The 14,622-nt window shown below is 43.9% G+C and carries 18 protein-coding genes, 1 other RNA gene and 1 pseudogene; 6 read left to right on the top strand and 14 right to left on the bottom strand.

Features of this window, described 5'->3' with window-relative positions; translation table 11 throughout:
* Nucleotides 1–356: 356 nt before the first annotated feature.
* The 3 genes from CGRAC_RS12760 to CGRAC_RS07135 all read right to left on the bottom strand — a co-directional run bounded on the left by CGRAC_RS12760 (nt 357) and on the right by CGRAC_RS07135 (nt 1,380).
* Nucleotides 357–485: a hypothetical protein gene (locus CGRAC_RS12760; protein WP_005869273.1), complete on the bottom strand. Its 129-nt coding sequence runs from the start codon at nt 483–485 to the stop codon at nt 357–359.
* A 49-nt stretch (nt 486–534) separates the two neighbouring features.
* Complete coding sequence (locus CGRAC_RS07140; protein ID WP_005869272.1) at nt 535–774, bottom strand: hypothetical protein; 240 nt, start codon at nt 772–774, stop codon at nt 535–537.
* 78 nt (nt 775–852) lie between these two features.
* Nucleotides 853–1,380 (bottom strand): hypothetical protein, encoded by a 528-nt coding sequence (locus tag CGRAC_RS07135; RefSeq protein ID WP_143297840.1) that lies wholly within the window; start codon nt 1,378–1,380, stop codon nt 853–855.
* Between the two features lie 162 nt (nt 1,381–1,542).
* Here CGRAC_RS07135 and CGRAC_RS07130 point away from each other — a divergent pair, with 162 nt between their 5' ends.
* Both CGRAC_RS07130 and CGRAC_RS07125 read left to right on the top strand, forming a co-directional pair.
* Nucleotides 1,543–1,797 (top strand): helix-turn-helix domain-containing protein, encoded by a 255-nt coding sequence (locus CGRAC_RS07130; RefSeq protein WP_005869268.1) that lies wholly within the window; start codon nt 1,543–1,545, stop codon nt 1,795–1,797.
* Entirely contained in the window at nt 1,797–2,417 is a 621-nt protein-coding gene (locus CGRAC_RS07125; RefSeq protein WP_005869267.1) for a restriction endonuclease, read from the top strand. Before CGRAC_RS07130 ends, CGRAC_RS07125 begins: the two co-directional genes overlap by 1 nt.
* A 208-nt stretch (nt 2,418–2,625) precedes the next feature.
* Here CGRAC_RS07125 and CGRAC_RS07120 read toward each other — a convergent pair whose 3' ends face one another.
* The 7 genes and pseudogenes from CGRAC_RS07120 to ssrA form a co-directional block, all read right to left on the bottom strand.
* Nucleotides 2,626–2,898, bottom strand: a complete 273-nt coding sequence (locus CGRAC_RS07120; protein WP_040303179.1) for a MerR family transcriptional regulator — start codon at nt 2,896–2,898, stop codon at nt 2,626–2,628.
* A complete protein-coding gene (locus CGRAC_RS11950) occupies nt 2,898–3,272 on the bottom strand; it encodes a hypothetical protein (protein WP_143297841.1) in 375 nt (124 codons plus the stop codon). Before CGRAC_RS11950 ends, CGRAC_RS07120 begins: the two co-directional genes overlap by 1 nt.
* Complete coding sequence (locus tag CGRAC_RS07110; RefSeq protein ID WP_005869264.1) at nt 3,273–3,647, bottom strand: hypothetical protein; 375 nt, start codon at nt 3,645–3,647, stop codon at nt 3,273–3,275.
* 491 nt (nt 3,648–4,138) lie between these two features.
* Nucleotides 4,139–4,421: pseudogene (locus CGRAC_RS07105) on the bottom strand (DUF3969 family protein).
* 28 nt (nt 4,422–4,449) lie between these two features.
* Nucleotides 4,450–4,851, bottom strand: coding sequence for a hypothetical protein (locus CGRAC_RS07100; protein WP_005869261.1), 402 nt, complete (start codon nt 4,849–4,851; stop codon nt 4,450–4,452).
* A 196-nt stretch (nt 4,852–5,047) separates the two neighbouring features.
* On the bottom strand, nt 5,048–5,392 hold the full coding sequence (imm40, locus tag CGRAC_RS07095; RefSeq protein WP_005869260.1) for an Imm40 family immunity protein: 345 nt from the start codon (nt 5,390–5,392) through the stop codon (nt 5,048–5,050).
* Between the two features lie 229 nt (nt 5,393–5,621).
* Nucleotides 5,622–5,983: a transfer-messenger RNA gene (gene ssrA / locus CGRAC_RS11340) on the bottom strand.
* 98 nt (nt 5,984–6,081) lie between these two features.
* Between ssrA and panB the strand changes: the two genes are divergently transcribed.
* Nucleotides 6,082–6,879: a 3-methyl-2-oxobutanoate hydroxymethyltransferase gene (panB, locus tag CGRAC_RS07090; RefSeq protein WP_005869258.1), complete on the top strand. Its 798-nt coding sequence runs from the start codon at nt 6,082–6,084 to the stop codon at nt 6,877–6,879.
* A 204-nt stretch (nt 6,880–7,083) separates the two neighbouring features.
* Here the strand turns inward: panB and CGRAC_RS11945 are convergent, their stop codons facing one another.
* Nucleotides 7,084–7,248, bottom strand: coding sequence for a hypothetical protein (locus tag CGRAC_RS11945; RefSeq protein WP_005869256.1), 165 nt, complete (start codon nt 7,246–7,248; stop codon nt 7,084–7,086).
* Nucleotides 7,249–7,294: 46 nt separating this feature from the next.
* On the opposite strand from CGRAC_RS11945, the gene CGRAC_RS07085 reads away from it, so the two are divergent.
* Both CGRAC_RS07085 and ruvB read left to right on the top strand, forming a co-directional pair.
* Nucleotides 7,295–7,972, top strand: a complete 678-nt coding sequence (locus CGRAC_RS07085) for a hypothetical protein (RefSeq protein ID WP_005869253.1) — start codon at nt 7,295–7,297, stop codon at nt 7,970–7,972.
* A 915-nt stretch (nt 7,973–8,887) separates the two neighbouring features.
* Nucleotides 8,888–9,904: a Holliday junction branch migration DNA helicase RuvB gene (ruvB, locus tag CGRAC_RS07075; protein ID WP_005869246.1), complete on the top strand. Its 1,017-nt coding sequence runs from the start codon at nt 8,888–8,890 to the stop codon at nt 9,902–9,904.
* A gap of 313 nt (nt 9,905–10,217) precedes the next feature.
* Here the strand turns inward: ruvB and CGRAC_RS07070 are convergent, their stop codons facing one another.
* Nucleotides 10,218–10,661, bottom strand: coding sequence for a dihydrofolate reductase family protein (locus CGRAC_RS07070; protein ID WP_005869245.1), 444 nt, complete (start codon nt 10,659–10,661; stop codon nt 10,218–10,220).
* A 195-nt stretch (nt 10,662–10,856) separates the two neighbouring features.
* Between CGRAC_RS07070 and CGRAC_RS07065 the strand changes: the two genes are divergently transcribed.
* Nucleotides 10,857–12,260 carry an AI-2E family transporter gene (locus tag CGRAC_RS07065; protein ID WP_005869243.1) on the top strand — a complete coding sequence of 468 codons (1,404 nt, stop codon included), beginning with the start codon at nt 10,857–10,859 and terminating at the stop codon, nt 12,258–12,260.
* A gap of 834 nt (nt 12,261–13,094) precedes the next feature.
* Here CGRAC_RS07065 and CGRAC_RS07055 read toward each other — a convergent pair.
* The gene (locus CGRAC_RS07055) at nt 13,095–13,430 is read right to left on the bottom strand and encodes a chaperone NapD (RefSeq protein WP_005869237.1); all 336 of its coding nucleotides are present in this window, start codon (nt 13,428–13,430) and stop codon (nt 13,095–13,097) included.
* Nucleotides 13,427–14,614: a WD40 repeat domain-containing protein gene (locus tag CGRAC_RS07050; protein ID WP_005869235.1), complete on the bottom strand. Its 1,188-nt coding sequence runs from the start codon at nt 14,612–14,614 to the stop codon at nt 13,427–13,429. Before CGRAC_RS07050 ends, CGRAC_RS07055 begins: the two co-directional genes overlap by 4 nt.
* Nucleotides 14,615–14,622: the final 8 nt, after the last annotated feature.

Raw genomic sequence — 14,622 nt, 5'->3', positions numbered from 1 at the left:
ACCGGCGCATACAGGTAAACATATAAGCAAAAACCACACTATGATTGAGAAAAAATAATCAAACGACAAAACGCCAGTTACGGTAAAAACACCTATTTGCATAACCCTTCCTTTCTACGCTTCGCGACACACGCCTTGGAAGCGTGGGATTAACGCATTGCGCCACTGCTTTTTATTTAGCGAGCTAAATAAAAAGAGGCGCGCGTTAATCTTTAAATTTGAGAAAACTTTAAACGTAAATTAAAGCTTACTCAAAACTAAAAAAACAAATAAGCAAAGCAAAAAAGCACACAGAATGCCACTCAAGCCCATTAAAAAATTATATTGCTCCAAAGATATATCAAGCTTATACATATTTAGTCCATATTCTTAAAAATATCCAAAGCAACGGTTACCTGCTTAATAACGGCAAAAAAGACTATAACGACAGCCATAAAGCTATTGATAAAAATCGTAAGCTTAGTTAAATCGATAAAGTCATACATACTAAAACCTTTAAATTTATCCCTCTACCGAAAGGCAGAGGGATAAAGCTTAGCGTAAAAGGGCAAGACCTTTTTTTACGCCGAACATAACGCCCAAAAGGACTAAAACCGCACCAGCAACGCCGAAAAACGTAGTTTTATCCAAATCACCGGAAACAGCACCAGTAGCAGGATCGAGAGCGATACCAGCAGCAGAAGCGTTCATCGCACTGAAACCGACACAACTAGCCAAATAAAGCTTAGCCTTTGCAGAACAAAGTTTTTCTTTTAAAAAAGACAACTTTTTCATAGCAACACCTTTCTTAAAAATTTAAGTCATGCGCAGACTTTATCAAGCCGACCACACGGGTCGGCTTTGTAAAGCTTGTTATTTCTTAGGAGAAGAAGAAGTTATATTGTTTAAAAAATTTATCCAATAAGCATCGTCTTCATCGGTCGTAAGGGTATAGGCGCCATTATTAAACGACGGAAGCCCAGCATTAAACTTTAGAATGCCGTTTTTGCGGAAAAACTGATTGAATTTTGTGGTAAGAACCCCAGCAGTTAGATCGTCTTTGCATAAAATTCTAACGATAAGCTCTTGTTCTTTTAAATCAACGCAATTCGTTATAGAGTTTTCTTCCTCGTATTGGTTGCGTGCGGTAAGCTTTACGGAGCTCGAGTAAGCTCGTCCGTTCATCTCGCCTTTAGCGCCACTTTTTGCGATAGCCTTTGTAAGTTCGTAAGAGACCTTAAAGTCTTGTGTAATGTAATCCATAACTCTTCCTTTATATTTGATTGAGCTTAACTCGATTAAACCTTGAAGGGCGGAAGGAAGAGTTATTTTCACAAACCGCCCCGAGTAGTTTAGCCACTTGCTCGGGTGGAATTCCCACCTAACTTCAGCCCTAGACATCTTTACTCTGTCGCGGCATAGTGCGAGAATTAAGCCACATATAAAATTAAAGAATTTTATGTATAATTCAAAAAAGTTATATGTAACATTTACATTTTTATAGCAGGTAAATATTACATTTTTATAACTTAAAGTTTCATTAAAAAGGTAAAATTTACATATATGACAAATGCAGAAATTGCGAAAAAACTAAAAATAGCAGAAAAGACTATATATAATTGGCGCAAAAATAGAAAAGAATTATTTGAAATTCTCGAACTAGGCATAAAAATTCAAGAAAGTCAAAAAAATATAGAATATGTAAATAATACATATAAAGAACTTATAAACTTATACAAAAAACTAAACGAAAAAGAACAAGAATATTATATTACCGACATAAAAGCAAGAATTTTAAAAAAGGAAATCGATAAATAATGATATTTTTAATTTTAGCGACAATATGTGCTTTTATTATTTTAATATTATTTTCAACATTGAACACAGAAAAAAACACAAAAATAGGGAATTATACAATTACAAATTATAAAAGAACAAAAAAGCAAGAACAATGCAATAAATACATACAAGAAAATAAAAATTTAATAAAGCAAGATAAGCAAACCGATCTTTATGAAATTTATAAACAAATAAAAATTGAAAATATAACAAAACAAAAAATGATATCAAAACGTAAAAAAGGCACAGAATATGAACTTTATATAGCAAAATATTTTAGAAACGAGGGTTATAAAATTTATATGAATGGATTAAATAACGGCAAAAAAGATGATGGAATCGACGTAATATGCCACAAAGATAAAGAAACGATACTAATACAATGTAAAAACTGGAAATATCCAATAGAACAAAAAGACATAAGAGCCTTTATAGGGGACTGCCACGTATACATAAATAAAAACGCCGCATTCTTAAGAAATAGAAAAATAAGGAAAATTTTTATAACTTCCAATGAAGAAACTAAAAAAGCCGTTGAACTATACGTTAAAGAAAATCAAGCAGAAGTAGAGTATATAACAATACCTATGTTTGATTAAAGCTATTTAAGAAAGCAAAAAAATAAACCTAAAAATTAAAAATTTACAAATCCTAAAAGGATAAAACAAAGCAATTAAAAATATTAAAATATAGATTTCAAATCCCAAAGGGATAAAATGAAACAAAGCTTTGAATTCATTAAAACACAAATTTCAAATCCCAAAGGGATAAGCTCACTTCATTAAGCGAATTATAACCCCAGCATACTTAATTTTTATTAAATTTCTGCAAGATAGAAATAATTTTTCCATCAGCAGGATAGGTAGCAATAGAAAAGCTGCCATTTTTTTCGACAACTACGACATCCCCATTTTGAACTACCATGTCAGACGAAGCTTCGACGAAATGATTTTCAAGCGTAGCACGATCACAACTTTTCAAAAATCGAACCAAATTCCGACGATAACCGCCAGCTCTTTCCCAACCCAACAAAGTCTGATACGGAATACCCGTAAGCTGTGATACTTCTTTGAGCGTCATCAATCTATCCAACACTCTTGATGATACTCTTCATCAGAAATTTCAAAAGCACCATCACCAACAACAGGAACAGCCAACGTTTTGCCATTCTCAAGAATAACAAAATGATCTATATCGTAGTTTGACAAAGGAGAAGTATCCCGAGGCAAATTACGACAAATATGGTATTTCTCGCTATTTTTTGTAGAAACACAACGTTGAATTCGCCTTTTTGATTCTGAATCAAGCCAAGAAACAAAATCTCCATCATAAACATAGCAATATCGCCCCATATCATAATGCCAAAAACGAACGTAATAACGCCCTTTCTCATCAGAACTATTACAATGACGAGGGAAAATCCTCGTCTGCCAACCGCTTACTATATTTTTCATCTATTCCTCCACAAATTTTGTGATAGAGTTTTGTAGATTGTCATCCTCGACAACAAATCGCACCTCCTTGCCGTTTTTGTCAGTGGCGGTTGCCCAGCCGATAGTAGCGCTATTCCAACCCATATCGAAATCACTAAAATAAACCCTAGTTTCTAGAATATAACCCAAGCGACGATTGTATCTATCGTATCCGTTGCCGTCAAAGGTAGCGTATTTTTCAATCTCTCTATACTCCCTGACACGCTCAATCTGAATTCTTTTTCTCTCAACATAGAAAACGTTGCCGTTAAAATCTTGAACCTTTGTTAAAACTTGCTTTTTCATCTTTTTCTCCTTTTGGGCTTTGCCCTTTTGATTTATGAGTGAATTATACAATATATTTGCTTAAATTATACTTAAAAATGTATCAAATAGAAAATAAAAGTATTAAATAGATACTTTTAATTGAGAAAAAAAGATATAAAAAAGAGCACATATTTCTCATAACCCGAAGGTCGGTGGTTCAAATCCACCCTCTGCAACCAATACTTTAAATTTATATCACAGCATCGTGACTTCAAAATTTTATTCTTGCTTTCATTGTGAATAAGAAAATCTCATATTCTAAATCGGAGTATTTTATCTACTAATTTATTTTCAAGCTGATGGCTTAAAATTAATAATTATCGAGAAAGATACATAAAACTCTTTAAATTGTAAATTTTACCGATTCATCTAAAATTTTGATTTATCATACCGTAAATCTTATCAATAATATTAAGTAGGAATTGTGAAAGACTTAAATTTGTACGGACTTTCTTATCGTAACATTTAGAATTTTATTTAGCTGCCAGCCCACCAGCTCGCAAAGACGGAAGTCATGGATCCTATTCTTCATCTACAATTACCCATCTTTCTCTAATTTCCTCATCGTATTGCTTTAAAATTTCTATTATTCTATTCTGTAATGTTTGCAGGGTTTGCATATATTTTGTAGGAATTAGTTCAAAAATATCCTCTAATTCGCAGCATTCGATTATTATATCTACAATGCGTTCATCGACCTTGTTTTTTCCCAAGTGCGTTGAGATATAGGGTGAAAATAAATTCTTTGCTTTCATCTATGGTGATCGCTTTATGTTCCAATGCCTGCAATGAACCTAGCGCCATCAATAAAATTGCCCTCTCGCTTACCATGTCAATATTTTTTTCTAATATCATTTGAATCGCTCCGCCCGTATTTAATTTCATCTAAAATCATACAAATCTTCCTCTCGTCTATCTCCCCATAAAGGCACGGGTTTGCCAGCTCAAATATGATTTCCTGCAAAATTTCATCCTCATATCCTATATCCTCGCGACACTCGATTAAATTTGCCCACTCCTCAAGGAGGTCATATGAAATTTCTTTATCGATGACTCTATTTAGGATATTTGCAATGGTATTTTGAGTTATCGTTACAAGCTCCGATTCGCTATTAAAGCCTATCTTTGCCAAGTCGCTTTTTATCGCGCTCATATCTTTAGCAAAATTTATCAAATTTAATAAAATATCTATTTTAGCCATCAATGCTGTATTTACCCTTTCGTCCTCACGCATCTATAACCATATCCTTATATTTTTCATAAAGCCTCGGTTTTAAAATTTTAAATTTCACAGCGTTTTTTCCTTATTCCTTTCCAAATTTAACGCCTTATCCGATCCTCTTTTTTACGCCGAATTCAAATTCGATCCGCTCGCTTAAAGCATACTCTATACTTTATGAAATTTCCTATACACAATCGAATTAAAATTTTCATTTAGGCACCTGCCCAGGGCTAATGACTGGGCAATATGCAAAGTCATCTCCGTTTCTAGCGCGATACTTAGTGATATATTCGATCGCTACTTCGAATGCATCGTCATCTCCCTTGTTCGTGTACCAGCCATCGCCTGTGATTATGGGCTTATTACCGCTTAAGCGATATACATCTCCTCCGAGGATAACCATATCTTTACTTTTTGTGATTTTAAGCACCTCCATTACATCGTCGAATTTCCAAGCGATTTCATAAAAACCGAGCTCCTCTCTTAAGCGAATACCGCGCTCTAGCAGATCTTGCGGTACGATATTTACGTAATCTTCATCTATAAATGACACAATTCGCTCCTTTTAAGTATAAGATTAATACCATTTTTCTATTTCGTCTTTCTTTACGAAAACCCCCAATACAAAAAAGCTCCTAATAAAACCCCCATTTTTTCAGAAGTAATTATACTACAAACAAAAAGAAAAGGAAAGAGAAATAATCGAAATATAAGATAAGCACCTATATACGGGAATTGAAGAGAAGTAAAAGGAAGTGATTGGAACTTAAAGATAACTTAATTGGTGGAGGTGTGCGGGATTGAACCGCAGTCCGAAAACAAACGACCAAAGCCTCTACATGTTTAGCAAAAGTGAAGTTCTCGCGCAGGCTCGCTCACTTTCCAAAACGACCCGCCGGCGCAAAGACTAGAGTTTCACCCTACGGCTCGTCACGCCGCAGAGCTACGCTATCGCAGATTACCCGCCACCACGCTTAGATAGTATCGGCGCAGAGCAGGGCTCGACTGGACTTACGCAACTTTAGCGTAAGCAGGAGCAAATTTAACGTTGTTTGCGTTTAAATTTAGTTTGGATTTTATACGCTGTATCCAAAGCGACATGCAGCCTTGACCCATCCGTTCCCGTCGAAGCCAAGTCACCCCCGAAAGAATGCTCGCGCATTTTACTTCAAAATTTTATAAATGTCAAATTCGGCTTATGTTAAAATTGCATCGAAATTTTAACCGAGCAAAGGAGTCAAAATGTCAAAAATCACGCTTTCTAAATTATACGAGATGAAAAAATCGGGTGAAAAGATCGTGATGATCACCGCCTATGACGCGCTTTTTGCTAAAATTTTCGACGACGAGGTCGATATGGTGCTCGTAGGCGACAGTCTAAATATGAGCTTCGGCGGGCACTCCGAGACCCTGGGCGCGAGCGTAGAGCAGATGATTTATCACGCGCGCGCCGTAAGACGGGGGCTAAAGCGAGCATATATGGTCGTGGATATGCCGTTTTGCTCGTGCGCGACGCCAGAGCTCGCGCTGCAAAACTGCGCCAAAGTCTATGAGAGTACCGGCTGTGACGCCGTTAAGATCGAAGGCGGCGCGCATATGGCGGATACCGTGGCGCTGCTTAATCGAAACGGTATCGCCGTGATGAGCCACATCGGGCTTAAGCCGCAGTTTTCGCGCTTTATGGGCGGCTATAAGGTAAGCGGGCGCGGAGAGGAGGGCGCGCGCGAGGTCTTAAGCGACGCCAGAACGCTTACAGAAGCGGGTGCGGTGCTGCTGCTGGTCGAGGGGACGATCCGCTCGGTCGCAAATCAAGTAGCGCTCGGCACCGACGTGCCCGTCATCGGCATCGGCGCTGGCGCGGGCATAGACGGACAGGTGCTCGTGTGGAGCGATATGTGTGGATTTTTTACGGAGTTTCGGCCGAAATTCGTTAAGCGCTATCTAGACGGCGCCGAGCTGGTAAAAGGCGCGGTGCGCGAATACGCGCGCGAAGTCAAAGAGGGGGGCTTCCCGATCGAGGAGTTTGAATACAAGCAATAGCGGGATTTGAGCTAAATTTTAAAATTTACGCGCCGAAATTTTGGCAATAAAGCCTCGCTTGCCTTAAATTAACGCTTCGTTTTCGCGCCGCAGGCTATGTAAACAGCTCGCACCGCTTGAAATTTATTCGGCGAGAGCTATTGAGAGCGCTTTACCTAGTGCGAGAGATCGCAGGCGCTTTGGGCGGATACTCTGCGCGGTATTTTATACGGGCGTCGTCGCGCGAGAGTTTTCGCGCTTCTGCATGCGGGCGCTATTTCTGTCGCCGACTGCAACGCGAGAGCGCTTTTCATGAATGATCCGAGCCGTAGCTCCAAAATACGCTACGAGTGCTAAAATTTTACGCACGTAGCCGTAGAATTCTGGCATAAACCAGCCGTCAGGTCTAAACGGCTATAAAATTTAAGGAGAAAATTTGGCTAAAGCTTTAAAAATTATCATAGCCGCGGCTCTGGGCTTGTTCTTTTGCGTAAAGGTGCTGCCGATTTTGGCGATAGTTTTGTATTTTAAATTCTTTTTCGTCGATAACGACGCAATAGAGCTAGATAAAGTCCCGCCGATGCAAAATTACGAGCAAAATCGCGAGAAATTCCTAGACCTGTTAGCTTTTGCAGGTCGCAACTTCCCTAAAAATTTGCGCGTTACGATACAAAGCACTTACGGAGATGAGTATATTTGGATCGATTTGGACGGCAATGAGACGAAATTTTATTCAAATTCCATTTTCAGGGATAATGCGCCGGGTATCGGCGAGGGATTGAAGCTCATCGGCTGGGACAAAAAGACATTCGGGGAGCTAAAATCAAAGCTCGCGGCGATAAACGCCAGAACTATCGTGCTAAATAGAAGCGGCGATAACCGAGTACCTTGGGCGAGCATCACCTATAGCTATATGGAACACTTTGCCGATAGCTATGAGTTTTATGCCCCAGATAGCCCGAAGCTCGCCAAGCTGCACGCCAAGGGCTGCTCGAAAAAATTTGAAAGCGACGGCGTAGTGTTTTTAGATGCAATTGAAATATCAGATTATAGAGTGCTTTGTAAGAGTGACGACGATAATAAAAGTGTCTTGATCAAAGAGAGCGATCGATAAGGCGTCGCGAGGTGACGAGGCTAAATTTAATCGCACGAGCCCGCGTTAAGCTTAGCGGTAAATTTTCAATCTGCGCCGAATTCCAAGCAGTCGCGAAAGAAAAAACCTCGCGCGAAATTTTAACCGACTTCGTTAGATAGAAGAATTCTAGTCGGCTGCGTACCGCAAAGCTTAAAGCGCAAAATTTAGAGCCTCGCCGCCGCAAAAGCAAAGTCTGCATTAAAATTCCGCGAGGCAAAATTTCGCGGTTTTTCACGGCCGTTATAGGCGGCTTGTATAGAACATCGAAATCCTACGAGGCAAAATCGCCGCAAAATTCCGGGCGCCAAATTTCACGTCGCGAACCCTTGGGCTTGAAATTTCACATCGCAAAATCCCGCGCATATTTTCTAGCGGCTAAATTTTGCCCTTTTATTCCGCGCGCTACAATTTCGCCGAGTTCGGCCCGTCTCTCGTGGATTTCGCGGCTGGTCTTAATTCTGCGCGTTAAAATTCCGCTCGCAGCCTCTGTGCGCCCCTCATGCCGCGGTCATTTTACGCGCTAAAATTCCACGCTGCGCAGCGGGACTTTGCGAGGCGGAATTTTATACTTTAAATTATGTGCATTAAAATTCTGCCCCGTAAAATTTAGCGCAGTTAGCGACCCGCGCGCTGTTTAGGAGCCGCCACAATAAAATTCCGCACTAAGGCATAGCGGGCGCGGCGGCATGAGCATAGCCTTAAAACGTCGCGCTAAAATTTCGCAGTATTTCGCGACGGGTACTCTGCTTTTTACCCCCAGTCCTAAGCGCGTACCGTAAAATTCCGCGCGGCAAATTTTATTCCGCCCGCAAAGATCCGTCCCTTAAAAATTGTCAAAATTTAGCCATTTTTCGCTACACTTGCTAAAATTTTAAAAACTATTAAAGAGAAATTATGGATAGAATTGTAGAGATCGAAAAAATGCAGCTTGATGAAAGCGTGGAGAGCTCGCTGCGCCCGTCGAGCTTCGAGGATTACGTGGGTCAGGAGAAGATCAAATCAAACCTAGCTATCGCGATCGCCGCGGCAAAAAAGCGCGCCGACGTGCTCGATCACGTGCTTTTCTACGGGCCGCCGGGGCTTGGCAAAACCACGCTAGCGCACATCATCGCCGCTCAAATGGGCGCCGCCATCAAGGTCACCGCCGCGCCGATGATCGAAAAGGCGGGCGATCTGGCGGCGATTTTAACGAACCTGCAAAGCGGCGACGTGCTTTTCATCGACGAGATCCACCGCCTAAGCCCCGCGATCGAGGAGGTGCTGTATTCGGCGATGGAGGACTTCCGCCTCGACATCATCATCGGCTCGGGCCCCGCCGCGCAGACCATCAAGATCGACATTCCGCACTTCACGCTCATCGGCGCCACGACGCGCGCGGGCATGATCTCGGCGCCGCTGCGGGATCGCTTCGGCATGCAGTTTCGCTTGCAGTTTTACACGCACGCCGAGCTTGCGCGGATAGTGCAGATCGCTTCGGTTAAGCTCGGCAAGGAGAGCGCAGCCGACGCCAGCGCCGAGATCGCGCGTCGCTCCCGCGGTACTCCGCGTATTGCGCTACGGCTACTGCGCCGCATACGCGATTTTGCCGAGGTGCGCGATGAGGGCGCTATCTCGCACGATCGCGCGCGCGAAGGGCTTGAAGCGCTGGGCGTGGACGAGCAGGGCTTTGACGAGATGGATATAAAATATTTGGAAATTTTATTTGACGCCAAGCACCGTGCCTTGGGGCTTAGCACGATCGCGGCGGCGCTTAGCGAGGATGAGGGCACGATCGAGGATGTCATCGAGCCCTATCTGCTCGCTAACGGCTACATCGAAAAAACAGCCAAAGGCCGCATCGCAACCGATAAGGCGCGCGAGGCGCTCGGTCGCGTGCTAAAGACCGCGGAGAGAAATCTGTTTGAGGAGTGATCTGCGGGTTTAAAATTTTTAATAAAGCGCAGAGTTTTGCTGCGTGAGCTTTAATGATCTGCCTTCGCGTACTCATTGATAAGCTAGGCCTTCTGCTCATTGAAAGCGAAGTATAGTCGTCTGTACGCTTACTGCGTCGGTTATTCGTCAATCTGTCGTTTGCCTACGATCTTGATTTATTTACCGACTCATTTAAGCGCAAAATTGATTTCAAAAAAGCAAATGGTCCGCATTCGTCGCCCTACGTTCTAGATCATCAGCCGTCGTCATAATCGCTCTCGCACTCCACTTGTCGCCTACAAGCTCGCTTTTTTTACTCTTTTATGTGATTGGTCGACGACTTGTCGCCAAAGTTCGGCTGGAGCATCCAATTCGGTCTGTCGGCGCGCACGGTCTGTCCGCCCACGCCTACGTAGTCGCACACGCCACGCAGCTCGTGCACGAACGCGCGCTGCTTCTCGCTGCCGATCCGCCCATGCACCGCGCCATTTAGCGCGACATTGATTTTAATGAAGCAAAATCCGCCCTCGCGCGCCAGATAAAACGGCTCCGCAAGCTCCTCCGCCGCGGCATGGCAAACGTCAAATTTCACCTCTATGCCCCCGCAGAGTAAAATTTCCGCGCCGCCCGCAGCCTGCGCGTTCGTATCGCGCGTACCAATTACCACGCGAGATAGTCCGAGCTGTGCCAAAAGCTCGGCGCAAGACGGGGTCCTGCCGCGATGCGCGCAGGGCTCGAATGCGGCATAGGAGCACACATCTGTTTTTGATGTATGTTCGAGCTATGCGCTATTTTCATAAATTAAGTACGATCCGTGTATATGTCGTATAGCGCGCTGTATGTTGAAAATGCACGAGAACGCCGCTCGTAAATTTTATGAAATTTCAAAATTTAATCGAAATCTGATAAAAAAATTTATAAAATAGCTCATCAAATTTCAAAAGGATAAAATTTGCCGACGCCAAAAGACAACGCCGCAAGCCGCAACGAAAATCTGGCTGAAAACGTGGCTCAAAACAACGCCGAGAATAACGCCAAAAGTGAGGCTCGAAATTTCATCGAAAATCAGACCGTAAATAATGAGGAGGGCAAAATCGAAGCCGCCGCCGAAAAAAGAGCTAAAATCGGCGCCGAAAATAAAAGCAAAAACCGGGTCAAAACCGACAAAGCTTCATCTGCCGGTGCGGCTGCATTTAGCGACGCTGCCGAAGCCAACGAAACCTTCTCGGCTAATGCTTCCGCGCTAGGCGCCGCTGCCGCTTCAGGAGCTGCTGCGGGTGTGAAAGCAGGTCTTGCCAAGGCTAGCGGGCGCGCGAAAACGAACAAGATATTTTTTATCGGCGCAACCTTGCTGATGTTTTGCTGTGTGATCTATCTGTTCTCGCCATTTTTGATGGTGATCGTAATCGGCGTGCTGATGGCGGTAGCGACCTCGGGTCTGCACGCTAAAGTAACCAAGCTGTGCCGCGGCAGGCGCACGCTAGCCTCGGTGCTTAGCCTGTTTTTACTCTGCGCGCTTTTTTTCGTACCATTCATCTATGCAGTGATCGAGATCGCCAAAAACGCCGCGAGCTTCGATATGGCGCGCCTAAACGACGCGCTTAGCTACGTTCAGAGCCTAGACATCAGGCTGCCCGGGCCTTTTGAAAAATTTAATACGCAGTTTCGCTCGTTTTTGGCAAACCTAGACGTCGCGGGCGTGGCGAAGCAGATCATCTCCTACCTCTCGGTCGTCGGGAAATCCAGCGCGAAATTTATCGTCGATATGGTGCTCATCATCGTGTTTTGCTTTTTTGCATACCTCTACGGCGAGAGCTTCAAGCGCTTTTTCAAAAAAATTCTACCCGTCGAGCCCGCGCAGATCGATTATATCTTTTCCGAGACGGCAAATACGATGAGCGTCGTGTTTTATTCGACCATCTTCAACGCCGTATTGCAGGGCTTTTTGTTTTCGATCATCGCGGGGATCTTCGGCTTTGACGCGCTACTGATGGGGGTGCTTTTTGCCTTCTGCTCGCTCATCCCCGCAGTCGGCGGCGCGCTCATCTATGTACCCACTGCGCTATACGTGCTAGCGGGGGGCAGCACCTCGGGCGCGATCGTGATAATGGCGTATTGCGTGATACTAATTTCGACGCTCGCGGACAGCTTCGTAAAGCCGCTCGTGATAAAATTTATCAACTCGCGCTTAGTAGAAAACCCCGCAAACATCAACGAGATGCTGATCTTCTTCTCGATGCTTTCGGGCATCAGCACGTTTGGGTTCTGGGGCGTGATTTTGGGGCCCGCGATTTTAACGCTATTTATCGCGGTGCTAAATTTATACGATTATCTAAAAAAGATAGAATTCGAGTAAGGCTTGCGCCGCTTGGCATTTTTAAATTTATGAAAATATCGCTCGTAAAGCGCAATGCCTAACATGTCCTGGCGGCTTTTTGTCCGTTCGCGCTCTTGCGCGGGCTTAAAGGCTTTAAATTTAAAGGCAAATTTTAATTTCGGCGTACCGCTAATTCTCTTTGAGTGCCCGCAGTATAAATTTTAAAATTTAGCTTCGGCGCGGAATTTCTACGCCTAGGAATTTTAAAATTTATGCTCTTGTTTTGAAATTTAAAAAATTCTTATCTGTGCCGCAAGCCTGTGTGCCGAATGAATGGCCGCGATACTAAAGAGCAATACGCGCGATAAATTTAGCGTGTTTGACGGCGGCCGAGCTAGCTCGATGTTTTACTGCGGCGCATCTCAAGCCGCGCGCGGAAGTAGTTTCTGCCAGCGGTCGGCGCTCAGGTAGCCGTATTTTATAGCGGCACCTCAAGCAGACGGGCGTCGCGACGTCTGATTTTGGTACGGCATGTTTTTTTATGCGGCGCAAAGCATCGTCTTGCACATAAATTTCATAAATTTAATCCGTCCGTCGCTTTTAAAATTCCGTATCGTCATAGAGTCTAATTGTAGATTTAAATTTATGGCTAAACGCAAGGTGGTGGATCAAAAGCATAAAAGTCGGCTAGGAGCGCAAAAGCGGCGTCGGGCTAGAGATACAAAAATAGGCTAGAAGCGGTAAAGATGAGTTAGAAAAAATTTCAAATTTCGTGGGTGCGGATAAAATTTATACAAAAAATTTTACCGAGTGACGCAGAGATCGCCGAAAATATAAAATTTAGACAAAAAGCGCGAATATGGCGGCGGCGGTTTAGACCCGTACCTTGCCGCCGTATTTGATCTGGCTCAGGTCTTTTTTGTCCAGCTCTCGCATTATCTGCTCGCCGTTATCGGAGTTTGCCGCGGCGATATCTGCGTCCAGATCGGAGTATGAGTAGATCATCATCGCCTCGCTTACGCCTTCTATGGCTTCTATCGCGCGAAATGCGGCGATCTCGTCCTCGAAGCTCTCCGCGCTAATCGTGGCTACTGCCTTGCCGTCCTCACATGCTACAAACTCGCAGCCGTCGATACTTTGCAGCTGCTTGCGAAACGCCGCTACGTCGGTATTTGCGTCCAGATAGATCACGACGCTTGAAATATTCATTTTAGCTCCCAAAAGTAGATATATCTATTGTACCCCGAGCCCACGAGATAATCTCCTTCGAAAAGCAGATAGTTGATGATATCGTTATCTAGCTCGATGCTGCGGACGATCTCGCCTGCTTTATCGATTACGCGCACGCCGTTACCAACGGTAAAAGCGCCCAGCTCGGGGCTTAGCGCCACGGCAAAAACTGCAAAACGGGCGTTATAAAATTTAGCGAAATCGCCGTTTTCGTAGTAGCACGATCTTTCTTTATCGTTCGAGCCGCTCATCATACGATCGCCAAGTAGCGCCACGGAGTAGATCCCGTCCTTGTGCAAGGACTTTTGGCTCATAAGTTTTTTCGCTTTCGCGTCGAAATAAAACACGATGCCGCCCTCGCACGAGATTAGCAGCGTCCCGCTAGCGCGGTCGTAAGCGCTGCCGCCCAAAGATGCGATGGTAAGCTTTTGCTCGAAGCTTACCTTGCCGCTAGGTAGGTCGAAGTATAAAATTTCGCTACCAAGACCTAGCAAAATCACGGTATTTTCGTCGTAGAAATAGACATTTTTAATCCCCGTCATCGGTAGCTTATAATGCGTGATCTTGCCGCCCGCAAATATGCCCAGCATCTTTTCAAACGCGTCGCCGTTATATAAAAATGCGTATTTTTCGCCTAGTTTATCGACGTCGAATATGGTAGCGCCCATCGGCTCGTCTAGGTAATTTTTGGACGAGGGCAGGGCGAAAATTAGCGTCTTGGATATTGCGCCCGAGGCGAAATTAGAGGCAGAATTTAATGTCGTAGAATTTTCGGCAGAATTTTGCTTCGCGGAATTTGCTAAAGAATTTACGGCAGCGGAATTTGCGGTGGAATTTCCCGTGGAATTTACGCTTGCTTTAGCATTGAAATTCTGCGCCGCATCGGAATTTTGATCTGCAAAATTTTGACCGGTTGCAGAATTTCGCGCGGAATTCTCCGCGGAGTTAATGGTGATTTTATAGAGCTTGCCGTTGTCAAGCCCTGCGTAAATTTCGCCGTCTAGATTTTTTAGCACCGCGACATTTGCGTCAAGCTCTAGTATGAATCTAGCGTGTTTGATCTTTGCAGGCGCATCTATGCCCACAGCACCGCTAGGTGCCGCGACGCCGTTGCCGGCATAGATGAAGCAGGCGCAAAGTAGCAGCGGTGGTAAAAATTTCATCGCGCGCT

Source organism: Campylobacter gracilis (assembly GCF_001190745.1).
GTDB lineage: Bacteria > Campylobacterota > Campylobacteria > Campylobacterales > Campylobacteraceae > Campylobacter_B > Campylobacter_B gracilis.
This window is presented reverse-complemented; position numbering and strand designations above follow the sequence as displayed.

Coding starts and splice junctions, on each gene's coding strand:
- CGRAC_RS12760 (WP_005869273.1), bottom strand. CDS start 485: ATGTATGACTTTATCGATTTAACTAAGCTTACGATTTTTATCAATAGC.
- CGRAC_RS07140 (WP_005869272.1), bottom strand. CDS start 774: ATGAAAAAGTTGTCTTTTTTAAAAGAAAAACTTTGTTCTGCAAAGGCT.
- CGRAC_RS07135 (WP_143297840.1), bottom strand. CDS start 1,380: ATGTCTAGGGCTGAAGTTAGGTGGGAATTCCACCCGAGCAAGTGGCTA.
- CGRAC_RS07130 (WP_005869268.1), top strand. CDS start 1,543: ATGACAAATGCAGAAATTGCGAAAAAACTAAAAATAGCAGAAAAGACT.
- CGRAC_RS07125 (WP_005869267.1), top strand. CDS start 1,797: ATGATATTTTTAATTTTAGCGACAATATGTGCTTTTATTATTTTAATA.
- CGRAC_RS07120 (WP_040303179.1), bottom strand. CDS start 2,898: ATGACGCTCAAAGAAGTATCACAGCTTACGGGTATTCCGTATCAGACT.
- CGRAC_RS11950 (WP_143297841.1), bottom strand. CDS start 3,272: ATGAAAAATATAGTAAGCGGTTGGCAGACGAGGATTTTCCCTCGTCAT.
- CGRAC_RS07100 (WP_005869261.1), bottom strand. CDS start 4,851: ATGCGTGAGGACGAAAGGGTAAATACAGCATTGATGGCTAAAATAGAT.
- panB (WP_005869258.1), top strand. CDS start 6,082: ATGTCAAAAATCACGCTTTCTAAATTATACGAGATGAAAAAATCGGGT.
- CGRAC_RS11945 (WP_005869256.1), bottom strand. CDS start 7,248: ATGCCAGAATTCTACGGCTACGTGCGTAAAATTTTAGCACTCGTAGCG.
- ruvB (WP_005869246.1), top strand. CDS start 8,888: ATGGATAGAATTGTAGAGATCGAAAAAATGCAGCTTGATGAAAGCGTG.
- CGRAC_RS07055 (WP_005869237.1), bottom strand. CDS start 13,430: ATGAATATTTCAAGCGTCGTGATCTATCTGGACGCAAATACCGACGTA.
- CGRAC_RS07050 (WP_005869235.1), bottom strand. CDS start 14,614: ATGAAATTTTTACCACCGCTGCTACTTTGCGCCTGCTTCATCTATGCC.